This is a genomic window from Simplicispira sp. (assembly GCF_028687295.1).
Taxonomy (GTDB): domain Bacteria; phylum Pseudomonadota; class Gammaproteobacteria; order Burkholderiales; family Burkholderiaceae_C; genus Simplicispira; species Simplicispira metamorpha.
In genome coordinates this window covers 4,901-11,544 of record NZ_JAQUAL010000102.1, presented here as the reverse complement: position 1 = coordinate 11,544, position 6,644 = coordinate 4,901, and the positions used below count along the sequence as shown (strand labels likewise).

The 6,644-nt window shown below is 53.7% G+C and carries 6 protein-coding genes and 1 pseudogene; 6 read left to right on the top strand and 1 reads right to left on the bottom strand.

Going from position 1 to position 6,644, the window contains the following annotated elements; all coding sequences use genetic code 11:
- The coding region (locus PHX69_RS11480; protein ID WP_288043814.1) for a transglycosylase domain-containing protein at positions 1–613 on the bottom strand (613 nt) is incomplete at its 3' end.
- 269 nt (positions 614–882) lie between these two features.
- Between PHX69_RS11480 and PHX69_RS11475 the strand changes: the two genes are divergently transcribed.
- From PHX69_RS11475 to PHX69_RS11450, 6 genes and pseudogenes are all read left to right on the top strand, one after another.
- Positions 883–1,962, top strand: coding sequence for a pilus assembly protein PilM (locus PHX69_RS11475; protein WP_119014046.1), 1,080 nt, complete (start codon positions 883–885; stop codon positions 1,960–1,962).
- The gene (locus tag PHX69_RS11470) at positions 1,959–2,588 is read left to right on the top strand and encodes a PilN domain-containing protein (RefSeq protein WP_119014045.1); all 630 of its coding nucleotides are present in this window, start codon (positions 1,959–1,961) and stop codon (positions 2,586–2,588) included. The genes PHX69_RS11475 and PHX69_RS11470 overlap by 4 nt, the downstream gene beginning before the upstream one ends.
- 3 nt (positions 2,589–2,591) lie before the next feature.
- Positions 2,592–3,266: a type IV pilus inner membrane component PilO gene (locus tag PHX69_RS11465; RefSeq protein ID WP_119014044.1), complete on the top strand. Its 675-nt coding sequence runs from the start codon at positions 2,592–2,594 to the stop codon at positions 3,264–3,266.
- 20 nt (positions 3,267–3,286) lie between these two features.
- A complete protein-coding gene (locus PHX69_RS11460; RefSeq protein ID WP_241524985.1) occupies positions 3,287–3,808 on the top strand; it encodes a pilus assembly protein PilP in 522 nt (173 codons plus the stop codon).
- Entirely contained in the window at positions 3,805–5,949 is a 2,145-nt protein-coding gene (locus PHX69_RS11455; protein ID WP_288043812.1) for a type IV pilus secretin PilQ, read from the top strand. The genes PHX69_RS11460 and PHX69_RS11455 overlap by 4 nt, the downstream gene beginning before the upstream one ends.
- A 26-nt stretch (positions 5,950–5,975) precedes the next feature.
- Positions 5,976–6,644, top strand: a pseudogene (locus PHX69_RS11450) (hypothetical protein); the annotation flags it as partial.

Here is a 6,644-nt window from a genome sequence, read left to right as displayed (position 1 = left end):
CAAAACCATAAGCACGGTTGCCCAAATAAATCTGATTCATGTAAATCTCAAGAATCTGATCTTTGGTCAGCAAATGCTCTAGTTTGAATGTTAGTAATATTTCGTAAATTTTTCTCGTAAATGTTTTTTCTGATGACAAATAAACATTACGGGCAACCTGCATGGTGATGGTGGATGCCCCTTGGCTTTTAACCCTTCCGAGATTAGCCAAGCCCGCGCGCAAAACACCTTTGTAATCGACACCTCCATGTTGAAAGAAACGGGTGTCTTCAATCGCCAGAACGGCATCTTTCATTACTTCTGGGATGTCCTTGATCGGTGTCAAGTTTCGGCGTTCTTCTCCAAATTCGCCTAGCAAAGCACCTTCAGCTGAGTACACGCGCAGCGGCAGCTTGGGTCGGTAGTCAGCCAGCTCGGATACGTCTGGCAGATTGGGGTAGGCCATGGCCAGAGCCACGCCCACCACCAGTGCCACTGCCAAGGCACCAGCCACCACCAGCCCGATGGACCACAACGTCAAGCGTACAAACCAATGCCGTTTTTTGGGGCGGTCTTTTTTATCAAGGCCAGGATTTGGGTGTTGGTTTTCGGTGGGGGGTGCGGGGGGCGGCATAACGCTCCGATTGGATAAGAACGCGCATTATAAAAATGCCGGGGTTCATGGAGGGAAGGCAAGAAACCAGCTCGCCGAACACCGCTGCCAGAGCAGTGTTCTGTTGCTTGAATAACGCAAGCTATACCAGATAAAAGCGTCTGCTTTTGACAACGACGCCGCAGCTTGGTGGGAGGAAAAGCCTTGGCTACGGAACTATCTTACTGATAGCATCCGTGCGAAATGTGAAGTTTTGTTGCCTTATTTTTGTGCGTTGAAGGGGAGTCATCTTGATTTCTGTGGGAACTTTGTTCAGCCGCCAGTCCGCGCCGTTGGTGGGCATTGACATCAGTTCCTCCAGTGTCAAGCTGGTCGAACTGGCACACGACAAGGCCGGAAACTTGGTTCTTGAGCGCTGCGCCATCGAGCCCTTGGAGCGGGGCTGGATTACGGACGGTAACATCGAAAAATTTGATGAAGTCGCTGAAGCCTTGCGTCGTCTCATCAAGAAAAGTGGCACACGCACCAAAAACGTCGCGCTTGCACTGCCCCCTTCCGCAGTTATCACCAAAAAGATCAGCCTGCCTGCTGGCATGACCGATCAGGAACTGGAGGTGCAGGTAGAGTCGGAGGCCAACCAGTACATCCCGTTCTCCCTGGACGAAGTGAGTCTGGATTTCTGTGTCATTGGCCCGAACAAAGGCTCTCCTGGTGATGTGGATGTGTTGATTGCTGCCTCGCGCCGTGAGAAGGTGCAAGACCGTCAGGGGCTTGCAGAGGCTGCGGGACTGAAGGCGGTGATTGTGGACATTGAGTCCCATGCTGCGCGCCTGGGTGCGAGTCGCTTGATTGCTGCGTTGCCCAACCAAGGGGTAGACGCCGTGGTCGCCCTCTTTGAAGTGGGCGCACTGACCACCAGCATGCAGGTCATTCGCAATGATGAAGTGCTTTATGACCGCGACCAAGCCTTTGGTGGCGCCCAATTGACACAGTTGATCGTGCGGCAATATGGTTTTTCAGTAGAGGAAGCGGAAACCAAAAAACGCAATGGCGACTTGCCCGATGATTACTCTTCTGCGGTGCTCAAGCCTTTCGTGGAGGTGATGGCCCAAGAAATTGGACGTGCCCTGCAGTTCTTTTTCACCAGTACGCCACACAACCGGGTTGACCACATATTGCTTGCGGGCGGCTCTGCGCCTTTGCCTGGTTTGACAGAGGCGGTCACCCAGCATGCAGGTTCTGCCTGTAGCGTTGTGAATCCTTTTGATGGCATGGAAATTGGAAATGCCGTACGCATGAAGAAAATGGTGCGCGAAGCGCCTTCTTACCTCACTTCATGCGGTCTTGCCATGCGGAGGTTTCTACAGTGATTCTTATCAACCTGCTTCCACACCGGGAGGCCGCCCGCAAGCGCAGGCGTGAAGTTTTTCAGGCGACGATGTTTGCATCGTTACTGATTGGTTTGTTGATCGCTGGCGGCGTTTATTGGTGGCTTCAAAGCATGATCAATGCGCAACAAGAAAAGAATAATTTCTTGTTGCAAGAAACCAAAGTTCTGGAAAACCAGATCAAGGAAATTGCCACCATTGAAGAGGAGATTGCGGCGCTGCGTGCACGCCAAAAAGCCGTAGAAGACTTGCAGTCTGACCGCAATCTGCCAGTGCACTTGCTCAGTGAGCTGGTCAAGCAGTTGCCTGATGGTGTCTATATCACGAGCCTCAAGCAAGCGGACAGGGTGGTAACCATGCAGGGCATGGCCCAGTCCAATGAACGTGTCTCAGAAATGCTGCGTAATCTTGCCAACAACACCCCTTGGTTGTCCAAGCCCGAGTTGGTGGAGATTGTTGCCAATAACGTGGCACTTACACCGCGTGACCAGCGGCGTGTGTCTGCGTTTAATTTGCGTTTTCAGTTGATGCGCTCCAGCGATGTGCAAAAAGCCATGGAAGCAGCCAGTGCGGCGGCACAGGGCGCAGCTACCCAGGCGGGAAAGTGACGCATGGCAAAAAAACAAGCTCCCAAAATTGACCTGGCGGCCCTACAACAAGACCTCCAACGCCAATTCACCAACCTCGATTCCAAAGACCCGTCACTGTGGCCCATACTGCCACGCACGCTGTTGTGCGTTGCCATCGCTGTTGGCGTAGCTGTGTTTTTGTGGTTCATCAAGCTCACAGATTACGAAGCCGAATTGGAGGCAGCACGGGCGCAAGAAGTGACTTTGCGCGAGGATTACCAACGAAAGCTCCTGAAAGCGGTCAGTCTTGACGCTCTCAAGAAGCAGCGAGAGCAGATTCAGCAGTATGTGCTTCAGTTGGAAAAGCAGTTGCCTAGCAAGGCCGAGATGGCGGCGTTGTTGTCTGATATCAACCAAGCAGGGCTTGGGCGTAGTTTGCAGTTTGAGCTGTTTCGGCCAGGGCAAGTGGTTGTGAGGGACTACTACGCTGAATTACCCATCGCCGTGCGTGTAACAGGAAAGTATCACGACATAGGCGCTTTTGCAGCAGACATCGCGCACCTCTCGCGCATTGTCACCATGGACAACCTGTCCATCGTCCCGGGAACCAAAGACAGTGCCAGCCTCAGCATGGATGCCACCGCACGTACCTATCGTTACTTGGATCCTGAAGAAGTTCAGGCGCAGCGCAAGGCGACAGGGGGGGCAAAGAAATGAAGCCCATACAGACTATTGCCATGGCTTTGTGCATTTTGCCGTTGCTGGGCTGTGGCTCGTCTGGTGAAGACGAGCTGCGCGAGTGGATGGCGCAAGAGCGGGCACAAACCAAGCCACGTGTAACTCCACTGACCGAGCCTAAGCAATTTCAGCCGCAACCCTATACCGCAGATGCGGGCTTGGAGCCCTTTGATCGACTTAAATTGCTCCAGGCGCTGCGGCGTGATTCTGCGCAGGTTGCCGCTAACGCAGGGCTGATTGCGCCGGAGTTGGCGCGGCGAAAAGAACCTCTGGAGGCCTTCCCGTTAGACACCATGGCCATGGTGGGTAGCCTCAACAAGGTAGGAAAACCCACTGCTTTGCTCAAGGTGGATCAACTTTTGTACCAGGTTCAGGTTGGAAATTATTTGGGACAGAACTATGGCCGCATCACCGCTATTACGGAAACTGCCATTCAATTGCGTGAAATAGTGCAGGATGCCACGGGCGACTGGATAGAACGAACTGCATCGCTGGAACTGCAAGAGGGAGCGAAAAAATGAAACAGAAAAACGTCGCAATCGTGAAAGCACTCCGGCATGCTGCAGCCACTACAGTGGCTGTGTTGGTTTCCACCGCTGCCTGGGCACAAGGTGCCATTGAGGCCGTGACCGGCACCTTGCAAGGTGGCATGGAGGTGGTTCGTATTGATTTGACCGAGCCGTTGGCTGCTGTCCCGACCGGTTTTGCTACGCAGTCTCCCGCGCGCATCGCGCTGGACTTTCCGGGAACTGAAAACGCCACGGGCCGCTCTCTCGTTGAGGTGAACCAAGGCAATCTGAAATCTGTCAATGTGGTACAGGCCCAGGGGCGTTCCCGCGTGGTTCTCAACCTCAAGCAAGCCACCGCTTACCGTGCTGAAATCCAGGGAAAGAGCCTGTTGGTGATGCTGGAATCGGTTCCTGCACAACAGGGGGCCGCCCCGGCAGTTCAGAAGACTGTGTTTGCCGAGAGCTATAACCCTGACATCCTGCCCATCAAGGATGTGGATTTCCGCCGCGGTGCCGATGGGGCCGGGCGCATCATTGTCGGCTTGGCCAGTAACCAAGTGGGCGTGGATTTGCGCCAGCAGGGCAAGGGCCTGACGATTGACTTTTTGCGCTCTTCCCTGCCAGAGGGCTTGCGCCGCCGCCTGGATGTGGCTGACTTCGGTACTCCCGTGCAGCTCATCACCAGCACCGAGCAAGGCGAACGTGTGCGCATGGTGATTGAGCCTATTGGTGAGTGGGAGCACAGCGCCTACCAGAGTGACAATCAGTTCGTCATTGAAGTGCGCCAAAAAAAGGTGGATTTGAGCAAGCTCACGCAAGGCCCCGGTTACAGCGGCGAAAAGCTTTCCCTGAATTTCCAGAACATTGAAGTGCGCTCACTGCTCCAGGTGATTGCCGACTTCACGAACTTCAATATCGTCACATCCGATACTGTCACTGGTGCACTGACCTTGCGTCTGAAGGATGTTCCTTGGGATCAGGCCTTGCAAATCATCATGGACGCCAAAGGACTTGGCATGCGCAAAACGGGCAGTGTGCTGTGGATTGCCCCCAAAGACGAGATTGACGACCGTACCAAGAAAGACTACGAAGCTGCCTTGGCTATCCAGAAGCTGGAGCCTCTGCGCACCCAGGCTTTCCAGCTGAACTACGCCAAGGCCGATGCCATCGTGGATCAATTGACCAAGTCCAGCAGCGGTGGCGCTGCTGGTGGAAGCAGTACACGTTTTCTGTCGGAGCGCGGCAGCGCTATCTCCGAACCCCGTACCAACCAGATTTTTGTCTCTGACACCCAAGCCAAACTCGAGGAGGTGCGGGAATTGCTGGCACGTCTGGATGTGGCTGTACGCCAAGTGATGATTGAGGCGCGCATTGTGGAGGCATCTGACACCTTTGGTCGCTCCCTGGGTGTGCGTTTGGGAGGCACCGATTTGCGCGCCAACCGGGGCGGTGACGGTGGCTATGCTCTGGGCGGCAATAACCGCGTGGGGTTTGGCACCAGCTATGGCAATGCGGTAGCTACCAGTGGCGCCGGAGGCACGGTCAATAACCTGGGTCAATTTATCAATCTTCCTGCGCAAGCACTGGGCGGTTATGACCCTTCCAGCTTTGCCATTTCCATTTTCAACACCGCTGCAAACCGGTTCTTGAATCTGGAGATTTCGGCACTGGAAGCCGATGGGAAGGGCAAAGTGGTATCCAGCCCGCGTGTGGTAACAGCAGACCAGACCAAAGCCCTGATTGAGCAGGGTACTGAATATCCCTATCCGGTCACTGCACCCAACGGTGCCACCACGATTGCATTCAAAAAGGCGGTATTAAAGCTGGAAGTCATTCCGCAAATCACGCCTGAAGGCAACATCATTCTCGATCTGGACGTGAACAAAGACAGCCGTGGCGAGGGTACGACACAAGGTGTGGCGATCAATACCAAGCACATCAAGACACAGGTTTTGGTGGAGAACGGCGGCACCGTAGTGATTGGCGGTATCTTCGAATTGGAAGAAAAAACCGACGAAACCAAAACACCGTTTCTGGGGGATGTACCTGTGCTGGGTAATTTGTTCAAGACAAGAACCAAAGACTCCAGAAAAACGGAAATGCTGGTTTTCATTACCCCCAAGGTCATTACTGACCGGGCTGGGCAACGTTAAGAATTTGTCATTGATAGGATAGAAAAATGCAAAGAATATTTAAAATATTTCTGCTGATGCTGACTTCGGCATTGGTTGCCTGCGGTGGGGGCGGAGGCTCTGCCGGAGAGCCTAGCGGAACACTGCCCCTCAGCGTGAATGTGCCTGCGGGTGAAAATCCGGTGCGTATCGCGGCCAACACCAGTCGTTTATTCAAGATCAGTGGTGGTCGCAAGACAGGTGGGGCTAATGGCCAAGAGAAGCGCAGCTATTTGGTCAATGTTGATCAAACTGGTGTAGTCGCTTTGGCTTGGGCTCAAACCGGTGATAGCGCTGCTGAGGATATTTTTGTTGTTACTTGGGTTGATGGGCCCAAAGAAACCAAAATTACTGTGCGTGATGCTGATGATAAAGCGGTGTCTTTTATGGTCAAGACCGACCCACCACAGCCTGTCAGTCTTTACACTACTGCACCATCGCCGCTGGTGATTGGTGTGGGTTCGGATGCTGCCCGTACCTTCACGATGGGTGGTGGCAATGCGCCTTACAGAGTGGTGTCCAGTGACACGAATGTTGCCAAGGTGGTCTATTCAGGCGATCAGTGGACTGTGACAGGTCAGGCAATCGGTTCAGCTGTCGTCAGTATTTTTGATGCCCGCGCTACAAAAATTGATATTCCATTGACAGTAGGGGCTCCTGAATTGCGTGTTGCTCCT